This window comes from Klebsiella sp. K5-45 (assembly GCF_030128605.1).
Classification (GTDB): domain Bacteria; phylum Pseudomonadota; class Gammaproteobacteria; order Enterobacterales; family Enterobacteriaceae; genus Klebsiella; species Klebsiella quasipneumoniae.
Genome location: NZ_JAKUZW010000009.1, coordinates 65602 through 85870, shown reverse-complemented (window position 1 = coordinate 85870; position 20269 = coordinate 65602). Strand labels below are relative to the sequence as shown.

General features: G+C 56.2%; 19 protein-coding genes. 5 read left to right on the top strand and 14 right to left on the bottom strand.

The genetic code is table 11. The features are described from left to right. Positions 1-13: 13 nt before the first annotated feature. The 5 genes from MKS11_RS19270 to MKS11_RS19250 all read right to left on the bottom strand — a co-directional run bounded on the left by MKS11_RS19270 (position 14) and on the right by MKS11_RS19250 (position 5458). Entirely contained in the window at positions 14-2593 is a 2580-nt protein-coding gene (locus MKS11_RS19270) for a fimbria/pilus outer membrane usher protein (protein ID WP_087771143.1), read from the bottom strand. Continuing rightward, complete coding sequence (locus MKS11_RS19265) at positions 2547-3236, bottom strand: fimbrial assembly chaperone (protein ID WP_087771144.1); 690 nt, start codon at positions 3234-3236, stop codon at positions 2547-2549. The genes MKS11_RS19270 and MKS11_RS19265 overlap by 47 nt, the downstream gene beginning before the upstream one ends. Positions 3237-3296: 60 nt before the next feature. Further along, positions 3297-3854: a fimbrial protein gene (locus tag MKS11_RS19260; RefSeq protein ID WP_004192602.1), complete on the bottom strand. Its 558-nt coding sequence runs from the start codon at positions 3852-3854 to the stop codon at positions 3297-3299. 510 nt (positions 3855-4364) lie between these two features. Continuing rightward, entirely contained in the window at positions 4365-5054 is a 690-nt protein-coding gene (locus MKS11_RS19255; protein ID WP_002885088.1) for an LrgB family protein, read from the bottom strand. Next, positions 5051-5458 (bottom strand): CidA/LrgA family protein, encoded by a 408-nt coding sequence (locus tag MKS11_RS19250; protein ID WP_002885086.1) that lies wholly within the window; start codon positions 5456-5458, stop codon positions 5051-5053. Before MKS11_RS19250 ends, MKS11_RS19255 begins: the two co-directional genes overlap by 4 nt. Before the next feature lie 105 nt (positions 5459-5563). Between MKS11_RS19250 and MKS11_RS19245 the strand changes: the two genes are divergently transcribed. After that, positions 5564-6445: a LysR family transcriptional regulator gene (locus tag MKS11_RS19245; RefSeq protein ID WP_032456850.1), complete on the top strand. Its 882-nt coding sequence runs from the start codon at positions 5564-5566 to the stop codon at positions 6443-6445. Between the two features lie 161 nt (positions 6446-6606). On the opposite strand, the gene MKS11_RS19240 is transcribed toward MKS11_RS19245, so the two are convergent. From MKS11_RS19240 to soxR, 4 genes are all read right to left on the bottom strand, one after another. Continuing rightward, positions 6607-8253 (bottom strand): Na+/H+ antiporter, encoded by a 1647-nt coding sequence (locus MKS11_RS19240; protein ID WP_004206334.1) that lies wholly within the window; start codon positions 8251-8253, stop codon positions 6607-6609. 147 nt (positions 8254-8400) lie between these two features. Next, positions 8401-9750, bottom strand: coding sequence for an NCS2 family permease (locus MKS11_RS19235; protein WP_004206333.1), 1350 nt, complete (start codon positions 9748-9750; stop codon positions 8401-8403). 390 nt (positions 9751-10140) lie between these two features. Next, complete coding sequence (locus MKS11_RS19230; RefSeq protein WP_087771145.1) at positions 10141-10809, bottom strand: glutathione S-transferase family protein; 669 nt, start codon at positions 10807-10809, stop codon at positions 10141-10143. A gap of 259 nt (positions 10810-11068) precedes the next feature. After that, complete coding sequence (soxR, locus tag MKS11_RS19225) at positions 11069-11527, bottom strand: redox-sensitive transcriptional activator SoxR (protein WP_004206331.1); 459 nt, start codon at positions 11525-11527, stop codon at positions 11069-11071. 84 nt (positions 11528-11611) lie between these two features. On the opposite strand from soxR, the gene soxS reads away from it, so the two are divergent. Then, the gene (soxS, locus tag MKS11_RS19220; protein WP_004206330.1) at positions 11612-11941 is read left to right on the top strand and encodes a superoxide response transcriptional regulator SoxS; all 330 of its coding nucleotides are present in this window, start codon (positions 11612-11614) and stop codon (positions 11939-11941) included. Here soxS and MKS11_RS19215 read toward each other — a convergent pair. Then, positions 11926-13530, bottom strand: coding sequence for an EAL domain-containing protein (locus tag MKS11_RS19215; protein ID WP_053810869.1), 1605 nt, complete (start codon positions 13528-13530; stop codon positions 11926-11928). The genes soxS and MKS11_RS19215 overlap by 16 nt on opposite strands. A 509-nt stretch (positions 13531-14039) precedes the next feature. Between MKS11_RS19215 and MKS11_RS19210 the strand changes: the two genes are divergently transcribed. Continuing rightward, positions 14040-14321: a YjcB family protein gene (locus MKS11_RS19210; RefSeq protein ID WP_002885064.1), complete on the top strand. Its 282-nt coding sequence runs from the start codon at positions 14040-14042 to the stop codon at positions 14319-14321. A 46-nt stretch (positions 14322-14367) separates the two neighbouring features. Here MKS11_RS19210 and MKS11_RS19205 read toward each other — a convergent pair whose 3' ends face one another. From MKS11_RS19205 to MKS11_RS19190, 4 genes are read right to left on the bottom strand one after another with little or no spacing between them, the layout of a single operon-like run. Beyond that, on the bottom strand, positions 14368-15225 hold the full coding sequence (locus tag MKS11_RS19205) for an ABC transporter permease (RefSeq protein ID WP_004206327.1): 858 nt from the start codon (positions 15223-15225) through the stop codon (positions 14368-14370). After that, a complete protein-coding gene (locus tag MKS11_RS19200) occupies positions 15225-16055 on the bottom strand; it encodes an ABC transporter permease (protein ID WP_004206325.1) in 831 nt (276 codons plus the stop codon). Before MKS11_RS19200 ends, MKS11_RS19205 begins: the two co-directional genes overlap by 1 nt. A gap of 60 nt (positions 16056-16115) precedes the next feature. Further along, a complete protein-coding gene (locus MKS11_RS19195) occupies positions 16116-17255 on the bottom strand; it encodes an extracellular solute-binding protein (protein ID WP_043519229.1) in 1140 nt (379 codons plus the stop codon). A 29-nt stretch (positions 17256-17284) separates the two neighbouring features. Next, a complete protein-coding gene (locus tag MKS11_RS19190) occupies positions 17285-18316 on the bottom strand; it encodes an ABC transporter ATP-binding protein (protein ID WP_004206321.1) in 1032 nt (343 codons plus the stop codon). Positions 18317-18478: 162 nt separating this feature from the next. Between MKS11_RS19190 and MKS11_RS19185 the strand changes: the two genes are divergently transcribed. Both MKS11_RS19185 and MKS11_RS19180 read left to right on the top strand, forming a co-directional pair. Further along, positions 18479-19249 (top strand): MBL fold metallo-hydrolase, encoded by a 771-nt coding sequence (locus MKS11_RS19185; protein ID WP_004206319.1) that lies wholly within the window; start codon positions 18479-18481, stop codon positions 19247-19249. Continuing rightward, complete coding sequence (locus MKS11_RS19180) at positions 19246-20265, top strand: LacI family DNA-binding transcriptional regulator (protein WP_043519228.1); 1020 nt, start codon at positions 19246-19248, stop codon at positions 20263-20265. The genes MKS11_RS19185 and MKS11_RS19180 overlap by 4 nt, the downstream gene beginning before the upstream one ends. Positions 20266-20269 lie beyond the last annotated feature (4 nt).

The following is a 20269-nucleotide window of genomic DNA, read 5'->3' as shown; positions in this document are numbered from 1 at the left end:
AAACCTGCATCCATTACCGACATTCGGCCTGATAGAACAGAATATCGTCGCCAAGGGCCATGCCGGAGAAGTCATAATGAACGGTGCACTGCTCACTGCTTTTCTCCCCCCAGCGCGCTAACAGCTGGCCTTTTTTCTGCAGCCCCGTTAGATACACCTGCCCCTCATCGCCAACGATATTGCTGCGCGACGCGCTACCGTGATCATTATCGAGGGTCACCAGCGCGCCGAAAGGCACCACGCCATTGCGGGTACGCAGGGTGAGCATCGCCTTATAGCCAATTCGCGTGTCGTACTTCACTTTGACGATCGCATTGCGCGTCGGAACCACCGTTCTGGCGACGTTATCCACTTCAGCGCCAGGTATTTCCTGTTCATCCAGCGCCAGGCTGTTACGATGGTACGGACGGACGTAAGGCACCACCGCATATCCGGCGGCATCCGTCGTCACGTTTGTCTGACCGCGCACTGTCACATCGCTGACGCCAGGCGTTTCGACCAGCGCAGAACTCTCGCCCAGAAAGCGTGATAGCGTGAGTCCGCCCGCATGGGCGACCATGCCCCCGCGCAGCGAATAGTTGTAGTGATTGCTGTAGCGGTCGTAGCCATAGCCGCCAGCTACATCCCCTTTCGAGCCCTGGTAGTTGACGCTGAGGTTGCCGGAGGTGCTTTTATCCTGCGTGTTGTACCCTTCCAGTACGCTCCAGTTCAGGGAACGATCCTCAAACGCCGAGCCGTTGAGCCCCACGCTGTGCGTGGTATCGTTATGTCGACCATGGTTCATGGTGTAATTTGCCGAGAGCGTCTCGCCAAGCGGAATACTTAACGTCAGGGAGATGACGGTATCGCTGGCCGGCCGGTTATTGTCGCTGTCATCGATGCTTTGCACATTGCGGTTATAGGAATAGTTAATAAAGTAGGAGGCCTTGCCAATCGACCCGCTATAGCCCACGCCCACCGATTCCATACGCGAACTGTCCCAGTAGGTCTCATTGACCAACGAAAGCGAGAGCGAACCATAGCCAAACAGCGTCTGCGACAACGATGCGTCAAACCGGCCTTTCGTTCTGCCGCTCTGCGTACAGCAGTCGCGCTGTGTGGAAGAGTTATCGACAAAGTCCTGAAACGAATAATATCCCGAGGTGGAGTAGCGATAACCGGCCACGGAAAAGCTGGTGCCCGTCTGCAGAAAGCTTTTACTGAAGCGGACGCGATACGATTGCCCTTGCTCTTTACTGGTTGACGAGGCCGTATCGCTGGTTTTCACGTCGGCCCACGACTGAGAGCCATCAAACGACAGCGCACCGATAGTACCGAGGTTAAAGCCAGCGCCTAACAACAGGTTGGTGTATTTATCTTCCGCCTGCTGGAAACCAGTATAAAAAGTGATGTTGCTGGTGGCGCCATAGGCCAGGGAAGACTGAATAAAGTTATATTCTTTATCGTCGGAGCTACCCGATCGCGTCCTGCCGCTGCTCAGCGCATAGTCCAGCTGGCCCTCACGTTGCAGGATCGCCAGCGACGCGAAAGGCACCACAAAGTTTTGCTCGCTGCCGTCAGACTCTTTAATGTTGACGTACAGGTCGCCGGCGCTGCCGGTGGCGTACAGATCGTTAATTTCAAAGGCGCCGGGAGCGACGGTGGTTTTATAAATGCTGTAACCATTCTGATAAACCGAGACCTCCGCGGTGGTGCGCGCGATCCCTCGAATCGTCGGCGCAAAGCCATGCAGGCTATCCGGCAGCATCTCTTTGTCCGAACTGAGTTGCAGACCGGTAAAACTCAAACTGTCGAAAATGCCGGAAGAGGTATACGTATTACCGACCACCAGCTGGCTGCGTAGGATGTGAATATCGCGGGCAAGATAGGAGTAAACCGACTCCCAGCGGCTGTTGTTATCGCTGTGGCTATAGGTGCTGTAGTTGCGCAGGCGCCATGGTCCCAGATTCAGCCCTGGCTGCAGGCTGACGAACTGACTGTCGATAGTGGCGCCGTTATGCCGCGGCGCATTACGCTGCCCGGTGACGCTATAGTTGAGAAGACCGGCATTGATCCCCTGTTGCCACTGGCTCTCGGGAATATAGTCTCTGGGGCGATTCAGCATGGCGGCCTGCGGCACGGTAAAATCAATCCGCTGCTGGGCAAGAGATACCGAGAACGTCATCCCGGGGATCGCCGACAGCCGGGCGCAGGTTTCCCCTGCCTCGAACAACTGCGGATAGGCGGTGGTATTAATCAACCATGAATTCAGATACTCCGCGGACAGGCAGGGAGAAGCAGTCGCGCCTGCGTCATGGCTAATTTCCTGAAAAGTCAGCGAGTCTGAACTGACGTACTTATCGTTGATGTAAACATCCAGGTGATAGGTGCCCGGCGGTATGCCATCTTGCGAAAAATAGGATAGATCAACCGAAGCCGCAGGACTCTCGGCGACTTCGAGTAAATTTGGGTTGAAATATTCGCCGGCCTCCGCGCGAGAGGGCAGAGTACTTAGGCACAGAATAATAGCGACGCAGATACTTTTAGTTGAAAATAGCAGCTCAACGCTACTGAATGATAGCGGTATATTTCTTCCCTGACATACCATAATCATTAATCACGCTCCATGTGATCTCTTTTTTTCCTGTCGCCGACAGGCTACTCTTCACGGGTATTTTTAAAGTGGAAAACGGGGCAGCAAACCATGCGCCAGAAATATTTTTACCGTTAAGGCTAACCTGTGAGAAATTCATATACAGCGGTGAGTTATTTTTTACCGTCACCGACGTCCCCTCTTTCCCCCACTGTAATTTTTCAGCGTACGCTTCCGGTGTATTACCTTTTAACGCAGCGGGTCGATAAATCAATTTTATTTTCGAATTAATCGCAAACTGTACGACATTCTTATCAGGTACATACTCTGTTGCCGGGATCCCTTTAATATTGAACCAAAACATCGACTCGCGATCGTCGGGTAATTTCTTTCCTGATCGAACTACGCGGACAAATCCTTTCTCCCCGGCTTTGAGACGAAACAGCGGCGGCGTAATAATAAATGCGTCTTTGGCGGGTGAGGCTGCATCAACCACCGAGAGCCAGGACTGAACGATATTGCTGTTCTGATCTTTATTTTCAACCGTTATTACAGCGTTATTTTTCGTACCATCAAAAACCAGACGCGTACCGCCAACGACCACGCTGGCCTGCGCGAAGGAAGAAGACAGCAATAAACCGATCGCAAAAAAAGGATATCTCATATGTTTAATTTAAGGGGAATAGCAGGCGATTCCCCTTTCTCCATTCAACAAGAAGCCGAATTAATGATAGGTCACGTTATAAGTCACGGTTGTCTGAACGGTACCTTTCGTCGGATCGGCATCACCCGATTTCACCATTTTAACGGTGAACGGAATGGTTGCTGCACCCGAAGAGATATCAACATCAGAACCCTCTTCGTTATTCTTCATCACATTGCCCGCTTCGTCGAAAAGGGCCACAGCGACGCCGGTTGCCGGCTCATCAGTTGCCTGGTTTTTAAAATAATCGCTGTTCGCGGTATCGGAAACACCGCCAAAAGTGACGCGGGCGATACTGTTGCCACCTTCTTCCGCGGTCGGGCAATCAGCTAAGCTAAAGGAGAAGTTCTTGGCAGCGCCGAAGGTATACGCTTTCAGATCCGCCACTGAGGTGGTGCCCATATCAATAGCCGTTACACCGCCATCAATGGTCGCCGTACAGGTGGTATCGGAAACAATACCATTAAAGGTAATGGTGTTATCAGCCTGCGCAACGGTAGACAGCGCGCTGCAGGCAGAGAAAATCAGGGCACCCGCCAGAAATTTTTTACTCATCTTCATATTTATTCCCATATCCATTATAAACGACAATCAGTCCGTCAATTGCTTTATGCAGCGATATTAGAGAATGAAATTCAAGCAGCGCGGCGTCATGCATGTATTTACATGACATATGGTTTATGACAATTAATATTATTCATAAATAAACGACCAGCATTTGAATCCATTCAATAATACAAGCTCGCGTAAAAATAATAACTAGCATGAGGTAAGAACTCAATTATTAATGTAAAAATTGATTTTTTGCGACATAACATCGCAACGCATGAGTGGCCATACTCAAAACCATAAAAATCAAATAGTTATAAAGTTATAAAATTCGCAAAGATAATTGGATATTTATATAATATTTACCCCATAATTAAATACGGGCATGCAGAGAAACATTTAGTTACAAAGTCAGTGCTGATATAAGAATTGGCTTAATCTTTTATGATGAACCGTTAAATACATCAATAACAAAAACAGGGAATAGCCGATAGCTATTCCTCTCCTCAATATTTATTAACATTCACTCTGGCGATAATGTTAAAACAGCAGCCAGCGGACGACCGGCGCAGCCAGCACCACCACTACGCCTGACAGCATCATCACCAGGCTGGCCACCACGCCCTCCTGCTGGCCCAGCTCATACGAGCGCGCCGTTCCCGCACCATGGGAAGCCGCGCCGAACCCGGCTCCTTTCGCCATCCCCTCCCGGATAGCAAGACGTAAGAACAGCATATCTCCCACCGCCATGCCAAACACGCCGGTGATCACCACAAACAGCGCCACCAGATCGGGTTGACCGCCGAGCGGTTTCGCCGCCGCCAGCGCAAAGGGCGTGGTCACCGAGCGCACCGCCAGGCTACGCTGAATTTCATCAGACAACATAAACCCGCGCGCCAGCCATACGGAACTGGTGACAGCCACCACTACCGCCGTCACCACCCCGGCGCTGAGCGACATCCAGTGGCGTTTAATCACCGCGACATTTTCATACACCGGAACGGCAAAGGCGATGGTCGCCGGGCCCAGCAGCCACAGCAGCCAGTGGGTCTCTCCCATATAGCTCTGATAAGAGATATGGCCTACCACCAGAATCAGCACCAGCAGGATCGGCGTGAACACCAGCGGCATCAGAGGGAGTTTATGAAAACGTCGATACAGTTTTTTGTTGGCGTAATAGAGGACCAGCGTCGCCACCAGGCACAGGATACTCAGCACGGCATCGCTCATTTTTTTAACCTGCCCACTTCGTAACGATAGACCTTGTCAACGACCCAGGCGGTGGCGCCGAGCACCATCAGCGTGCTTAAGGCAATCACCAGAAATATCCGCCAACCATCGACCATCAACAGCTGGGCGTAGTTCACCACCGCGACCACCGCCGGGACGAAAAACAGCAGCATCTCCGCCAGCAGCCAGCGGGCGCCGGCGCGCACCCAGCTTACCGGTATCACCCGGCAGACGATCAGCAGCAGGAGCATCACCATGCCGACCAGGTTAGCCGGCAGCGGTACCTGCCACCTGTTCACCAGATATTGTGCGAAGATGAATAACCCGACGTAGAGAAGTACCTGTACCGGGATCTGAAGTCGTTGCGCCACGGCGGGGGCAACGCGAGCTGGCGCGAAGGCCATGTGCGATAGTCCTGAAAAAAAGAAGTCAGGCGAGCAGTATAGAGAGCCGCCGAAGCGGACAGAAATGAATTAAAATCATCGCAGGTATAGTCTCAGGGAATAATTATGGATATCCGAACGCTGCGCTATTTTGTTGAAGTGGTTCGTCAGCAGAGTTTTACTCGCGCGGCGGAAAAGCTGTTCGTCACGCAGCCCACCATCAGCAAGATGCTCAAAAATCTCGAAGATGAACTGAACTGCACGCTGTTGATCCGCGATGGCCGCAAACTGCTGCTCACCGATACCGGACGCGTGGTTTTTGAACGCGGCCAGGCGATCCTCGGCGAGTTCAGCCAGCTGGAGTCAGAGCTGAGCGATATCAATCACCTGCATAAGGGGGTGCTGCGTCTTGGCATTCCGCCGATGGTCGGGATGCTGATGGCGGAGCCGATCAGCCGTTTCCGCCAGCGCTATCCGGGCGTCGAGCTGAAAATCGCCGAGTTTGGCGGCCTGACGGTTCAGCAGGCGGTCAGCAATGGCGAACTTGATATGGCGATGACCGCCCTGCCGATCGAAGAAGGAAGCAGCCTCACCACCTTACCGTTGTTCAACCACCCGCTGTGCGTCCTGGCGCCCAGGACCGCGACGTGGGAAGGCAAGACCTCGCTCTCGCCGGCGGAGCTGGCGGCGCATCCGCTGGTTATTTACAACGAAGATTTCGCCCTCAGCCAGCAGCTGATGCGCCTCTTTGCCGAGCATGATGTGAAGCCGCGGATCGCCGTGCGCAGCGGTCAGTGGGATTTTCTCGCCGCCATGGTGCAGGCCGGCATTGGCGTGGCGATCCTGCCGGAGCCGATTTGCCAGCGTCTCGACCCGCAGAATTTTTGCTGGATCCCATTGCAAAGCGAGCTGCGCTGGGAGCTGGGGATGATTTGGCGGGAAGGGGTGTATATGTCGCGCAGCGCTGAGGCCTGGCTGGCGTGCAGTAAAGCGTTCTGGCTGGAATAAATCCCTGGTGACAACGCGTTTCGGAGAGGAATGGGTAGCCCGGGTCAGACGCTTGCGCCGCTGCCCGGGTTTCCCCGGTCGCGCTAACGCTTACCGGGGCTACACATTTACTGCGGTCTCGCCGGTAGCCCGAATGAATGTCGCGCTATCCGGATGACAGGTTATTGATCTTCGATTAACAGTGCTTCCAGCAGGTCGAGGTCGTGTAGCAGCTTCTGCAGCGTCTCGTTGCTGATCTGCCGGGTGGCGCGCAGATGGTACAGCTCGCCACGTTCAGAGCGCAGCGCCGCCAGGCGGAAGCGGCGTTCCAGACTCTCTTCGAGCATGGAGGTCTCCACGTCGTTACGCCCATCGGCGCGGCGGCGCAGGTTACCGATCACCCGCGAACTGACTTCGGTCAGCAGCTGGTTATCGATATTCTCTTTGGTATCCGCCGCCAGCCGTTCTTCCATCTTCTGGATAGCCACAATCGCCACGTCCGCCGTCGCCGCGCGCGCCAGACGCTCCTCTTTCCGCTGCTGCACATTATCGCTCGATTCAATGTGACGCAGCAGGATCGGCAGCGCAATCACCCCAACGAACAACGAGAACAGGATCACCCCGGCGGCGAGGAAAATCAGCTCATAGCGCGCCGGAAAGACATTCCCGTCCGGCAGCAACAGCGGAATAGAGAGCACACCGGCGAGGGTAATCGCCCCGCGCACCCCGGCAACGGAGGAGATCAGCAGCTCGCGAGTAGTCCAGGAGCCAAACTCCATCGGTTTCTTCTTCAGGAAGCGCTGGCTAAGCTTACGCATCGACCACAGCCAGCCAAAACGCACCAGCATCAGCGCGGCATAGATCAGGATGATGTCGGTAAACAGCATCCAGGTCTCGACATTGGGGTCGGCTTCCGCCGCCACCAGCGAGCTGGAGAGGATATCCGGCAGCTGCAGGCCCAACAGCAGAAACACCATGCCGTTAAAGACAAACTCCAGCATCGCCCAGGTGCTGTTGGCGCGCAGGCGCATCGCCAGCGGCGCGGTACGCATCACGCCGGAACGGGTGATGGTCATCCCTGCCGCCACCGCCGCCAGAATGCCGGAGACGCCGATATGTTCGGCAATCAGATAGGAGGCAAACGGCAGCAGGAACAGCAGGACGATCTGCGTGGCGGGCTCGTCACCGCCCCAGCGGCTGAGGAAGCGCATCGAGCGGCCATACGACCAGCTCACCACAAACCCGGCCAGCACGCCGCCAATCGCCACTTTCAGAAACTCGACGGTGGCGCCGCCGACGGTAAAGACCATGGTGCCCATCGCCACCGCGACGGCAAACTTGAGCGAGACCAGGCCGGAGGCGTCGTTCATCAGCGCCTCACCCTGCAAAATGCCCATGATTTTTTTCGGTATCCGCCCTTCCCCGACGATACCCGAAAGCGCCACGGCATCGGTCGGCGACAGCACGGCCGCCAGCGCGAACGCCGGGATAAGCGGAATGCCCGGCACAATCCAGTAGATCAGAAAGCCGATGCCGACCACCGTCACGACCACCAGCGCCAGCGCCAGGCCAAGGATCTCGCGCCCGTGCTCAATGAATTCGCGGGTCGGCGTTTTCCAGCCGTCGGCGAACAGCAGCGGCGGGATAAACAGGACCAGAAACAGCTCTGGATCAAATTCAACGTGCAAACCAAAGGTCGGCCACGCCAGAAGCGCGCCAATGGCGATTTGCATCAGTGGGAGTGGAACCTGAAAGGGCAGTACGCGCGTCACTACCCCGGAGAGTGAGACCACAAGAGTCATGATGAGGATGGTAAAGAATATTTCCATGTGTTCCCTGTTTGCTGCGTTTTCTTTTATACCTGTGAGGCGTCTTGCCTGTGAATCATACGCTACCCAGATTAACGCAAATGGAAACAGGATGTGGCTTAAAAATAAAACGGGCGGCCTGAGCCGCCCGAGAGGAGCACAAAGGGTTTAAATCGCCCACCCGCCGGCGTAGAAGACCACCAGCGCCACCGCGATAATCACCGTGCCGAGGTTCAGCTTACGCCACTCGCCGGAGACCAGGCGGCCGATCACCAGGGTCGCGAAACCGATCATAATGCCGGTCACGATGTTACAGGTCAGCACGATAAACACCGCGGTGATCAGGCCGGCCATCGCGTCGACGAAGTCGTTGAAATCGATTTTCGCCACGTTGCTCAGCATCAGCAGGCCGACGTACATCAGCGCCGGCGCGGTCGCGTAGGCCGGCACCAGATAAGAGAGCGGAGAGAGGAACAGGATCAGCAGGAACAGGACCCCTACCGTCACCGCGGTCAGGCCGGTTTTACCGCCGGCTGCCGTACCCGCCGCCGATTCGATATACACCGCCGCCGGCGCCGCCCCGACTAAGCCAGAGAAGACGCTGCTCAGGGAGTCGGTGGTCAGCGCTTTACCGCCGTTGATGATCTGTCCGTCTTTGTCCAGCAGGTTCGCCTGACCGGCCACCGCGCGGATGGTGCCGGTGGCGTCAAAAACCGCCGTCATCACCAGGGCCAGCACGCTGGGCAGCACAACCGGATTCAGCGCGCCGACGATATCCAGACTGCCAATCAGCGAGTTGCCCTGGTCATCGCTCAGGGATGGCATGGCGAAAATCCCGGAGAAATGGACGTTCGGATCGAAAATCAGGCCGACAATCGACACGCCGATAATGGTCAGCAGAATACCGCCCGGTACCTTCATTTTTTCCAGACCGATGATCACCGCGAGGCCAATCAGCGACATCACCACCGGGAAGCTGTCAAAGTTCCCCAACGCCACCGGCAGACCGTCCAGCGGGTTTTTGATCACCAGGCCAACGCCATTGGCGGCAATCAGCAGCAGGAACAGACCGATCCCGATCCCGGTACCGTGGGCCACGCCCTGCGGCAGGTTGCGCAAGATCCAGCTGCGGATGCCGGTTGCCGAGATCACCGTAAACAGGACGCCCATCAGGAATACCGCGCCGAGCGCCACCGGAATACTGATGTGCTGCCCCAGCACCAGGCTGAAGGCGGTGAAGGCGGTCAACGAGATAGCGCAGCCGATGGCCATCGGCAGGTTTGCCCATAATCCCATCGCCAGCGAGCCAACGCCCGCCACCAGACAGGTAGAAACAAACACCGCGGCCGGCGGGAAGCCCGCTTTTCCGAGCATGCCCGGCACCACGATGACGGAGTACACCATTGCCAGAAAGGTAGTAAGACCTGCAACAATCTCCTGACGCACGGTGCTACCGCGCGCCGAAATTTTAAACCAGGCGTCTAATGAACCGCCGGTACGCGCTGAAGGCGTAGACATAGAAAACTTCCCCTGAAAATTTTTATTGTTCGTTGATATGCGTGGTGGACCTTCCACTGCCAGTTAAACGCGATCTCCTTGTACCGAATCGCAGCGCCAGGGGGGCTGCAAAAAAGCAAACGTTTAACTCCACGCATACACTACGGTGTGTCAACCTTGTCTCCTCCCCCTGGATAGCAGATAAAAGAGGGAGCAAAACAGAAAGGCAAACGATTATCCGGCCTTTAGATAACCCTTTTCAACCGATGTTTATCGTATTTCGCTAAATTTCGCTTATGACGAACAGAAAATAACCAGCTGATGCGCAAACGTTATCGTCCATGCGCAATCCGCTAACAATTTTTTAGTCAGTTGCTTTCATTTAGCCGCGTCATCGGATCCGCTGATACCTCAGGCGCCGGGTAAGGTGAAGGGGCCGCCGCGCTCGATGGCCCGCTGCCAGGCCGGGCGCTGTTCCACCCGCTGTCGCCAGGCCTCGATATGGCGAAGATCATGCATGCCGCCGCGGGCCAGCAGCGCCATCACCGGGAAGCTCATCTGGATATCGGCCATGCTCAGCTGCTCGCCGGCAAACCATGGCCGCGTGGCCAGATGGTCGTCAATGAACCGCGCATGGGTGGCCAGTTGGGGATCGAGCCACGCTTTCTGGATACCTTTGCCCAGCAGCGAGCCCAGCGAGCGGACGCCAAAGGGCACCGGAGGTCTGCCGAGGCTGGCGAACACCAGCTTCATTAACAGCAGCGGCATCAGCGAACCTTCGGCATAGTGCAGCCAGAAGCGGTACTGCAGTTTGTCATCTGTGCCCTGCGGCTTCAGCAGCCCATCGCTGTCCCAACTCTCCTGCAAATACTCAAGGATCGCGCCGGACTCCGCCAGCACATAGCCGTTGTCTTCCAGCACGGGCGATTTACCCAGCGGGTGGATTTTCTTCAATGCCGCTGGCGCCAGCATCGACTTTTCCCGCTGATAGCGGACTATCTGATAAGGCAGCTGTAGCTCCTCCAGCGCCCACAGTACGCGTTGCGATCGTGACTGATTAAGATGGTGTACCGTCAGCATGGGCCTCTCCCGTCGTTTGTTCAAATTAACTATAGGAACAGGCGCTGATTGCCGGGAAAATTTCGGCAAAATAGTGAGGAAAAAACGGCGGCAGATGCCATAGTTAAAGTGTCGACGCAAACCGGAACCTCCATCAACAGATTGCGCAATACTGAGGGACGTCGACGTCGGGGGAAACCCTCTCGTGAACCAACGAGATAATGCGAAAGACCAAGACCGGAAAACAACTAAAGCGCCCAGTTGTGGCGCTTTAGTTTTATCACTCCTCTTCCAGCAGCCGAGCGCCGGTCCCCTCTTCCCCCAGCTTATCGCCCGGGTTGCGTAGCGGGCAATCGCGCCGCGATAAACAGCCGCAGCCGATGCAGCCGTCGAGCTGGTCGCGCAGCGCCGTCAGGGTGTGGATACGCCGGTCAAGCTCCTCGCGCCACTGTGATGACAGCATTTTCCACTCTTTTGCGCTGAGATTGTGCCCTTCCGGCAGCACGCCAAACGCGTCGCCGATGGTGGCCAGCGGGATGCCGATACGTTGCGCAATTTTGATAATCGCCACCGCGCGCAGGACATCGCGCCGGTAGCGCCGCTGATTGCCGGCATTCCGCTGGCTATGGATCAGCCCTTTACTCTCATAAAAATGGAGGGCCGAGACCGCCACGCCGGTTCGTTTTGCCACTTCCCCGGGCGTCAGCAGCATTTTGATGCGGGGTGATTTCTTTTCCATAAAGCGCTTTACCTCAAGTTAACTTGAGGAATTATACTCGCCCGCAGACAAAACGACGAATCGAGAATTGAGAGAGGCCGCTTTATGTCCCATCAGGATATTATTCAAACACTGATTGAATGGATTGATGAACATATCGATCAACCACTTAACATTGATGTAGTCGCCAAAAAGTCAGGATACTCGAAGTGGTACCTGCAGCGGATGTTCCGCACCGTGATGCATCAGACGCTGGGGGATTATATTCGTCAGCGCCGTCTGCTGCTGGCGGCGGAGGCGTTGCGAACCACCCAGCGGCCGATCTTTGATATCGCCATGGATCTGGGCTACGTCTCGCAGCAAACCTTCTCGCGGGTCTTCCGCCGGGAGTTCGACCGCACCCCCAGCGACTACCGCCATCAGATCTCCGCGTGACGCGACGGCTGAGGCACGTTCACGGGCGCGGGCGCATTGGCTAACCACTGCATAAACTCCCGCGCCGGCATCGCTTTCGCAAACAGCCAGCCCTGGCAATACTGCACGCCGCGCTTGTAGAGCCAGCTTACCTGCTCCGGCGTCTCCACGCCTTCCGCGATAGTCTTTAGACGTAACCCGCGCGCCATCTCGATGATGTGTTCGGCAATCAGGTGGCTGGTGTTGTTGGTGGTCAGCGTATCAACGAAGGTTTTATCGATTTTAAGGATATCGACGTTCAGGGCGTGCAGATTATGCAGATTCGAATAGCCGGTACCGAAATCATCGATGGCAATTTCATAGCCCGCTTCGCGGAACGCCTGAATCACCGGCGTGGTCTTCGGTACGTCGATAAACCCCCGCTCGGTTACTTCGATTTTGATCTGCCCGATACAGACCGCATAGCTGCGCGCTTTCTCACTGATCTGTGAAATCAGCCGCGCCGAGTGGAAGTCCGACGCAGAGAGATTGATCGCCACGTACAGCTGCGGATGGCTGGCAAGAAACTCTCCCATTTCGTAAAACAGCTCATCCACCACGTAGTCCGTCACCTGGGCAATCATGCCTTCATTTTCCGCCAGCGGTATAAACTCCGCCGGGTTCATCACCGGACCGTCAAACCCTGGCCAGCGCAGCAGCGCTTCCGCCCCGACGCAGCGGTTATTTTTAATATCGATAATCGGCTGGTAGTGCAGGCGCAGCTGGCGGCAGCTCAGAGCCCGCTGCAGCATATTGCGCGGCGAGTGATACTGACGGCGGGTGCGCGACCACACCAGCACCAGTAAAATACTGCAGATGATCCCCAGCGGCAGCGTCAGGCTGGCCTGGTCACAAAAGTTGTGATAATAGCTGGCCCGCGAGGTGGACATAATGACGGCGATCGGCCGGATAGCGGAGCGGGCTATCGTATACACCCGGCCATTCTGATTAAAAAAGGTATCGCCTTCGCGAATTAACGCATGGAGCTCCGCGGGCTCGACATTGTTACTCACCGAGAAAAAGAGGTTGGTTTTGGTATCGAACACGCCATAGGCTAAATCGCGATCGCTGGCGATTACCGAGCTGTACGAGAAGGGATTGACCACCACCACATAGGGCCCCTTCTGCATATAATTCATGGCAAAGCCCGGATAAAACGGCGTGTCCCGGTAATAGTAAATCGCGACATCCGGCTTTTTGGTGTAATTGGCCGCCGGCATCCGCCAGCCGGTTTGCTGATGAACGGACGTTGAACAGATAAAGCGCTGGCCGTTAGCGTAGATCAGATCTTCCACATACAGCAGGCCACGAACGATATGCAATAAATAACGCTGATGGTCCGCTGAGCATAGCTCCCCGCGATACTGGCTGGCTTTCGCCCGGGCCTGATCCGCTTCGCGGATGACCATTTCCGTTTTTTGCAGCGCCAACTGCGAAAATGAGTGTAATTGATCAATGGTTTCGGCTTTCGCCCGCAGCTGGGCAAACCACAATGCCAGTACCACTGGCAATAAAATAACCAAACCCGTTCCGATGAGCCTTAGCGCCTTATGCGGCGCACTGTCACCCATTTACGCTTACATCCATGCGATATGCCTTAATTAAGGTAGACCAAACACGTTAGCAATCGCGACTGCGATAGACATCAGCAGATTTTCTGCCAGCCCTCACGGGCGTCAGCTTTACCCCTGATGGTGAAGAATAATACTTATTTATCAGGTATTCGGAAGATATTCCGCCAAGATTAAGAATAGACGCGTATCTGACTCGGTTTCTCCGTGTAATAAACAAGAACAGGTAATAAAACCCGCAGAATAATAATCATTAGCAAGGCAATGAAAATAAGATCAGCGGGGGTTGCTCACTAATATCCACACAAATAACATTGCTATTAAACGCAGCGAAAGCTCATTTTTTGACTGGTGAAGAAAGCGCCAAGTGTGATATAGTTCACACAAGTTGATGAAACAGAAATGGCGTTTCATCACTCTCTAGTACGCCAGTTGAGACCAGAGCGCTATGCCATCGTCAGTCGCGCCAGGTCGTCCATGGCTCCCCGACTTTCTTTGAGGATAGGTTAATGGCTTCCATTACTACCAGTGTCGTGTTGTTGCGCTGGCCCCTGGTGAGCGCAGTACTCATGTTTCTCGCCAGCTCACTGAATATTCAGCTTCGCAAAAGCGATTACGCCGGTCTGGCGGTGATCTGCAGCTGCCTCGGCCTTGCCGCCGCCTGCTGGTTCGCCACCGGTTTGCTCGGCATCACCCTGCTCGATATTGCCAAAATCTGGGGCAATATCAAAGATGTGATGATTGAAGTCATGAGTCAGACGCCGCCAGAATGGCCAATGATGATGACCTGAGGTTAAAAAGCTTCCCGACGGGAAGCTTTTTCGTTTTCTGCAGCTCTTATTTCCCCAATTTCGCCATCATCTCCGGACGCATAAATTTATGGATCACCACCATAAAGAGCAGCGATGGCACCAGCAAAATCAGCGCGGTAATCGACGAGACCTGATAGTTACCCGACATGCTGGCGTTATAGAGCAGCAGCGGCAGCGTAGTGATATCCGGCGCCCCGACGAAGAAGGTGCCGGTAAACTCATCCAACGACTCCAGAAAAACAAAGATGCAGGCGGCAACGATCCCTGGCGCCGCCTGCGGCAGCACGATGTGCCAGAAGGTATACACCGGTCCGGCGCCCAGGTTACGCGATGCCCGCGCCAGCAGCGGGTCGATGGCTGAAAACGCGGCCACACAGATCCACACCGAGTACATCAGACCATGGACGCTATGCACCAGCACCACCCCCGCGATAGTTCCGTTCAAGCCCCACTGGTAAAACAGACGAGCAATATTCATGTATACCGTCAGGTTGGGAAAGGCCTGCGGGAGGAGAAACAGCAGCATAAACAGCACCCGCAGCGGCATTTTCCGCCGGGAAAGCGCATAGCCGGCGGGAACGGAAATCAGCAAACAGACCCCCACCGACAGCAGGGCGATCAGTATGCTGGTTAACAGCGAGCTGGAGACATCGCTGTACGGATTGAAAACCTGATACCAGTACTTCAGGCCCCACTGGCTGGGCAGCGAATGGGGAAAATACCAGCTTTCCGCTACGGTCCAGATCAACAGGTTCAGAAGCGGGCCAAACATCGCCAGCAGCATAAACAGCAGCAGCAGGGTCTGCAGCACCGGGCTGGCGTTCACTTTACGGCGTCCTCTTACCCACCATGACGGAGAGGAAGCAAGGTTCAGCGCTTTCATCATTCACCGCCTTTTTGCTGCAGGCTATGGCGCAGGTAAAACCACGACAGCGCGCCGCAGATCGCCAGCGACACCACGCCAAGCGCATTCGCCACCGCGTAATCACCATAGGAATTGACGCGAAACGCCATATCCACGGTCAGCATCGTCGGCGTCCCCACGCCGATCATCAGCGGTACCGACAGCACCGACATCATGGTTACCGTCGACAGCACCAGCGCCACGCCGATGGTCGGCAGGACCTGCGGCAGCATAATATCGAACAGCAACCGCGGCCGGGAGGCGCCAAGGTTACGTGCAGCGAGGATCTGCGACGGCTCCAGCGCCGCCATCGCTCCGCAGATCAACAGCGTAGCAAAGGCCAGCTGCTTCCAGACAAAGGTAATGACAATTCCCTTCCATCCCAACCAGGAGAGGGTCTCCAGCGGCCTGACCAGATCGGCCGCCACCAGCGCATTGTTCATCAGGCCATTTTTGGCGAGAAAAGTGCGCATCATCTGAGCGACTACGATAAAAGGAATAAATAGCGGCAGGCGATACAAAAAACCCAGCAGGCGAACAACGGGCCGGCAAGGCGACAGCGCAATCACTGCCGACAGGGTAATGGCGATCAGCGCTAACAACGCCACCGAGATCAGCACGATAAGCAGCGAAAAGAGCACATCGTTGGCGTAAAGCGCGTAGACCTTGCGAAAATGATCGAGGGTGAACGGCTGTCCCGGCGCGGTAAACGCCGAGACCAGCGAAAACCCCAGCGGATACAAAAACAGGATCGCGACCATCAGCGCGGCCGGGGCAACCAGCAGCAAATATTTTAATGAACTGGACATAAAGAACCTGGCGTTGGCACAAGCAAGCGCCCGGGTCGGCGACCCGGGCTGGAAAAAGGGTTAATTGGCCACCTGGCTTTCGTAACCCTCTTTGATATCGTCAAAGTAGGGGGCGATCGGGAAGCTTTTGCCATACTTCGCCAACGCTTCTGGCGAGATTTCGGCAAACAGCTTTTGCCAGGTCGCTGCATCCAGCTTCGGCTTCACCTGCCCGGCGTCGATGCCCGGATACCAGTTGAACTGCTTAACGATCCCCTGCGCCTGCACTTCCGGGCTGGTGGCCAGCGCGATAAAGTCGCGCGCCAGCTGCGGATTCGCCGCTTTCGCCGGAATGACGTAATACATCGGCTGACCCGGCATGCCCGGGGCCAGTAAAGCGAGCTTAATCGATGGCGGCAGCTTGCCCTGATCTTTCCAGCTATAGAACATGTCGACCCATACCGGGCCCATGGCAATCTCTCCCCGACTTAGCATGTCGAGCGTTCCAGCGTTGCCCGGAGTGAAAGTGACATTTTTATTGAACGCCTTCAGTTTCTCATAGGCTTGCTGCCAGCCCTTTTCAACGCTTTTATCATAAGGCGCGGAGGAGAGGCGCTCGGCGTCGGTCCCGTAGGCGTAGATCCAGCCCACCACAAAGCTAACGCCGGACATGCCGTTCTTGATGCCGTTATAGCCAAAAGCCTGAGGATGTTTCTGCGTCCAGGCCACCAGCTCGTCATACGACGCCGGTGGCGTATTGACGAGATCGCTGTTCCACGCGATAGCGGTCTGGCTTAAGAACATCGGCATGACGTATCCGTCGACGTTAACGCCCAGCGCCTGGGTGACGCTCGGCGAGCTCACCATGCCGCCGGTCTGAATATCCTGACGATATTTTTGCAGCAATCCCTTTTCCACCTGCTCCCCGCCCGCCTTCTGATGCACCACGGCGACGTCGATATCCCATTGCTGCGCGCCGCTCTCCTGCTGGGCGCTCAGCTTCTCGCTAATTTTATTCGACCCGGCGTCGCCTGGGCCGGTACCGATCACCCGCACCTTGACGCCGGGATGAGCGGCTTCAAATTTTGGCCCCAGCCAGGTTTTCACGTAATCCACCATATTCTGATCGCCCGCGGTGGCGACGTTAAGAAAGGTGTCGGCCTGGGCGCTAACGCTCAGGCAGAGGGTCGTTAAGATCGCTGCTTTCGTCTTAGTAAACATGGATTGTCCCCAGAATGAACACGCTGATATCACTGTGATAGTGGTAAAGGAAAAATATGGAGGGCCGGCATGGGCACATGGAGCCTGACGCGGCTTTTCGTCGGCCAGCACTGAGCGGAGTCGGCCTGCAGCAGGCGGTCATGGCAGCGCACGCTGTGGCGATACAGATTGCCCAGAAACGCGCTCTGCTCCACCATCCCCTCCAGGGCGAGCCCCTCCTGCGGCGCGGGCTGCGTTAATTCAGCGAGCGTGGCATCGGCGCTGCGAAAATAAATGACTTTTTCACCCTGCTGAGCAGCCGATAAACCGGATATTGCGGCAGCGGATATTTCATCAGAGGTTATTTTATTATCGGCGCCCATAAAATCAGCGACGAAGGGTGTCGCGGGTCGCTGATATATTTGTTCCGGCGTGCCGGTTTGCTCAATTCGCCCCTGGTTTAATACCGCAATTCGGTCCGCCATCACTAATGCCTCCTGCTGATCGTGGGTGACAATTAATGACGTAAAGCCGAGTTTCTTTTGCAGAGATTTAATTTCATGGCGCACATTGAGCCGCACTTTGGCATCCAGATTAGATAACGGCTCATCCAGCACCAGCACCTGAGGCTCTATCGCCAGCGCCCTCGCCAGTGCCACCCGCTGCCGCTGGCCGCCCGAGAGTTCGGTCACCTTCACGTCAGCCAGCCCGTCGAGATTGACGATCCGTAGCAGCTCCGCCACTCGCCGTGTGATATCCGCCCCGCGCCATTTGCGCAGCTTCAGGCCATAGCCAATATTGCGCGCCACCGTCAGGTGCGGCCACAGGGCGTAGCTTTGAAACACCATGGTGATATTGCGCTGCTCCGGCGCCTGATGGGTGATCGATCGGCTGGCGATGGCGATCTCCCCGCTTTCCACCGGAATAAAACCGCAGAGGGCATTCAGCAGGGTGGTTTTTCCACATCCCGAAGGGCCGAGCAGGGCGATCATCTCCCCCTGCTCGACCGCCAGATCGATATTATGTAAAACCACTTTATCGCCATAACTAATTTTAAGGCCAGAGATCTTTAAATAACTCATATTCGCTACCTGAAAGCGCTGTTGCGGGCATTTTTTATTGGTATGAACACGTGTTCATTTAGCTGTAAAAAAAATGCAACGTTGACTCGACATGATGTGAGCCTACTTTGTCGGGTATTTATGACAATTTAATTAAGCGGCAAAAATTTTTGGCGAGGGTAAATGAAAATAGATGTGCTTGGCTGCGGGAGCGCCTTTTCCTGCACGCAAAATACTTCCGCGTTGCGGGTAATCGACGCGGACAACAAACAGTGGTTAATCGACTGCGGCCCCACCGTTCCCCGCGCGCTCTGGCAGCGCGGCGGCGGGGTCAACGATATCGACGCGATCTACTTCACCCACGTTCATCCGGACCACTGCACCGGTCTGACGGCGCTGCTGAATTACTGGAAAAGCGGCTCCCGCCAGAAGCCGTTGATTATCTACTGCCAGCCGGCGCAGCAGCCGGTGCTCAAGCAGCTGGCCGCGCTGGCGAACTGGCCGCAGGCGGAGCTTGGCTTCACCCTCGACTGGCAAGCGTGTCGCGACGCCTGGACGTGGCAGGACTGGCAGATCCGTACTGCCCCCACCCAGCATGAGCTGAGTAATCGCGCCATCCGTATCACCATTGCCGGGCAGACACTGTTTTACAGCGGCGATGGCCGGCCGACCGCCGACTCGATGGCCCTGATGGCCGGCGCCGGGCTGGCGTTTCAGGAGTGTGCCTCGGTGGCGGCTCTGGACGATGACGCCTCTCATGGCGATTTCCCCTCTTGCCTGATGCTGTTCAGAACGCTGCAGCTCCCGGCGCTGGGGCTCTATCACTGCGAGGACGCTTCCCTGCCGGCGCTGAAGCAGGCCTGCCAGCCGTGGCCGGGTTTATTCGTTTCCCGGGATGGGCTCGCCTTAACGTTGCCGCGTCCCACGTTTAACGACGAGGCGCATATCCTATGAGCCCTGCACCCCGTAAACCCAGCGTCACTGCCCAGGACGTTGCCCGGCGAGCGGGCGTCTCCCGGGCGGTGGTGTCCCGGGCGTTGAGCAGCAACGGCAGCATCTCTCCCGATGCCCGGGCGCGGGTGTTGCGCGCCGCCGAAGAGCTGGGGTATCAGGTTAATTTCCTCGCCCAGGGGCTGAACCGCCAGCGCAGCCACTTAATCGGCGTGATCGTCTCGCGCATCAGCGATCCTTTTCGCAGCGCCCTGCTTGATGCCCTGCTCAACGAGATCCAACGCCAGGGCTTTCAGGCGCTGGTGAGCGAGATCCATAGCGAGCAGGATCTGGCGCACACCCTGCGCCGTTTCGCTCAGTTTCGCGTCTCCGGAGTTATCGTTACCTCCGGCCAGCCGCCGGAAGCGCTGGTGAACGAGTGCGTTCACCAGCATATTCCGGTGGTGGGCATTAACCGTCAACCGACGATCCCCGGGGTGGATTATGTCTGCTCTGATAACGCCGCTGGCGCCGAGCTGGCCGCCGACCAGCTGTTGCGCAGCGGCTGTCGGCGCTTCGGCTGGCTCAATACTCACCCTTCCACCTGGGCCGGACGCATGCGCGGGGAAGCGTTCAGCCGGGCGCTACAGACGCGCGGAGTGAACATCGAACGCGACCTGGCGCACCTCGCCTGTCCGGAAGAGGGCTACGTCGGCGGTGAGCAGGCCGCGGCGCTCGCTGGCGAGGTGCCTGAGGGGATCTTTTGCGCCAATGCCCAGCTTGCCTGTGGCTTTCTCGATGGAATGCGCCAGCGCGGCAAACAGGCGCCTGAGGATTACCAGCTGATTGGTTTTGATAACACGCCGCCGACCGCGCAATATAGCTACCAGCTCACCACCCTACATCAGGATGTGGCGGCGATTTCCCGCCAGGCGCTTACCCGGCTGCAGGAGCGCGCCGCCGACCCTTTACAACCTTCACGCACCACCTGGGTGGAGGTGACGTTAATTCACCGGCGCACGTCGCCCTTTGTTATCTGAGAGC

What these genes read in the sequence shown, in the direction of transcription:
- MKS11_RS19270 (WP_087771143.1), bottom strand. Translation starts at nt 2,593, where the DNA reads ATGATTATGGTATGTCAGGGAAGAAATATACCGCTATCATTCAGTAGC.
- MKS11_RS19265 (WP_087771144.1), bottom strand. Translation starts at nt 3,236, where the DNA reads ATGAGATATCCTTTTTTTGCGATCGGTTTATTGCTGTCTTCTTCCTTC.
- MKS11_RS19260 (WP_004192602.1), bottom strand. Translation starts at nt 3,854, where the DNA reads ATGGATATGGGAATAAATATGAAGATGAGTAAAAAATTTCTGGCGGGT.
- MKS11_RS19255 (WP_002885088.1), bottom strand. Translation starts at nt 5,054, where the DNA reads ATGAGCGATGCCGTGCTGAGTATCCTGTGCCTGGTGGCGACGCTGGTC.
- MKS11_RS19250 (WP_002885086.1), bottom strand. Translation starts at nt 5,458, where the DNA reads ATGGCCTTCGCGCCAGCTCGCGTTGCCCCCGCCGTGGCGCAACGACTT.
- MKS11_RS19245 (WP_032456850.1), top strand. Translation starts at nt 5,564, where the DNA reads ATGGATATCCGAACGCTGCGCTATTTTGTTGAAGTGGTTCGTCAGCAG.
- MKS11_RS19240 (WP_004206334.1), bottom strand. Translation starts at nt 8,253, where the DNA reads ATGGAAATATTCTTTACCATCCTCATCATGACTCTTGTGGTCTCACTC.
- MKS11_RS19235 (WP_004206333.1), bottom strand. Translation starts at nt 9,750, where the DNA reads ATGTCTACGCCTTCAGCGCGTACCGGCGGTTCATTAGACGCCTGGTTT.
- MKS11_RS19230 (WP_087771145.1), bottom strand. Translation starts at nt 10,809, where the DNA reads ATGCTGACGGTACACCATCTTAATCAGTCACGATCGCAACGCGTACTG.
- soxR (WP_004206331.1), bottom strand. Translation starts at nt 11,527, where the DNA reads ATGGAAAAGAAATCACCCCGCATCAAAATGCTGCTGACGCCCGGGGAA.
- soxS (WP_004206330.1), top strand. Translation starts at nt 11,612, where the DNA reads ATGTCCCATCAGGATATTATTCAAACACTGATTGAATGGATTGATGAA.
- MKS11_RS19215 (WP_053810869.1), bottom strand. Translation starts at nt 13,530, where the DNA reads ATGGGTGACAGTGCGCCGCATAAGGCGCTAAGGCTCATCGGAACGGGT.
- MKS11_RS19210 (WP_002885064.1), top strand. Translation starts at nt 14,040, where the DNA reads ATGGCTTCCATTACTACCAGTGTCGTGTTGTTGCGCTGGCCCCTGGTG.
- MKS11_RS19205 (WP_004206327.1), bottom strand. Translation starts at nt 15,225, where the DNA reads ATGAAAGCGCTGAACCTTGCTTCCTCTCCGTCATGGTGGGTAAGAGGA.
- MKS11_RS19200 (WP_004206325.1), bottom strand. Translation starts at nt 16,055, where the DNA reads ATGTCCAGTTCATTAAAATATTTGCTGCTGGTTGCCCCGGCCGCGCTG.
- MKS11_RS19195 (WP_043519229.1), bottom strand. Translation starts at nt 17,255, where the DNA reads ATGTTTACTAAGACGAAAGCAGCGATCTTAACGACCCTCTGCCTGAGC.
- MKS11_RS19190 (WP_004206321.1), bottom strand. Translation starts at nt 18,316, where the DNA reads ATGAGTTATTTAAAGATCTCTGGCCTTAAAATTAGTTATGGCGATAAA.
- MKS11_RS19185 (WP_004206319.1), top strand. Translation starts at nt 18,479, where the DNA reads ATGAAAATAGATGTGCTTGGCTGCGGGAGCGCCTTTTCCTGCACGCAA.
- MKS11_RS19180 (WP_043519228.1), top strand. Translation starts at nt 19,246, where the DNA reads ATGAGCCCTGCACCCCGTAAACCCAGCGTCACTGCCCAGGACGTTGCC.